Here is a 721-nt window from a genome sequence, read left to right on the forward strand (position 1 = left end):
GCGTCAGTGCGGCGGCGGCGACCCGCGATCGCAGCAGAAGGCGCAGTTCATGTCGAAGGCGGTTCATCGGGCGTCCTCGCGAAGGCGGCGGGCGACGGGCGCGCAGAGCGCCAGCGGCGCGACGAGCCAGGCGACCAGGACGGCGAGGTTGGCCGCGACGCGGCCGCCGGCCAGGCGCAGAACGTCCGGCGCGACGTAGGCGAAGCTGGGCGTCCGTCTCCAGTTGGCGGCGGCGATGCGCGGATCCTCGCCGGCGCCCTGGTTGGGGATCTGCTCGACCTGCATGCGGTTGAGCGACTGGACGAAGGCGTAGCGGTGGCGCTCGACCTGATCGAGGAAGTCCTGGTGACTCTCGACGTCCGTGCCGGCCAGGCTCATCGAGGCCTGGCGCAGGGCGATCACCGGGCTGACGGCCCCAAAGCCGCGCACGAAGCGGTTCTGGGCCTGCTCGCGGGCGAAGGCCTCGCGGGCGTAGCGGTCGAAGAGCTGGCTGGTCAGGCGCTCGCCCTCCATGCCGACCAGGCCGGCCCATTGGACGGGGAGGTCCTCGACGCGCCGGACGCCGTACTGGGCCAGGGTCCTGGCCTTGAAGGCCGAGAAATAGGGATCGTCGGGGTCGTGGCTGTCGCCGATCTTGCTGAGGTCGGCGTGGATGGCGATGTCGGTCTCGATGCGGGTCAGCGCCGGCAGGCGCGCCGCCGCCCCGGACAGGGTGCGCGGG

1 protein-coding gene is annotated in these 721 nt (G+C 72.5%); it reads right to left on the minus strand.

Annotated features, from left to right (window positions below):
* Positions 1-63: 63 nt before the first annotated feature.
* Positions 64-721: DUF3526 domain-containing protein (locus PMI01_RS00025; RefSeq protein ID WP_007661389.1), on the minus strand; the 658-nt coding region annotated here is incomplete at its 5' end.

The organism is Caulobacter sp. AP07 (assembly GCF_000281955.1).
In the GTDB taxonomy this organism is placed as follows: domain Bacteria; phylum Pseudomonadota; class Alphaproteobacteria; order Caulobacterales; family Caulobacteraceae; genus Caulobacter.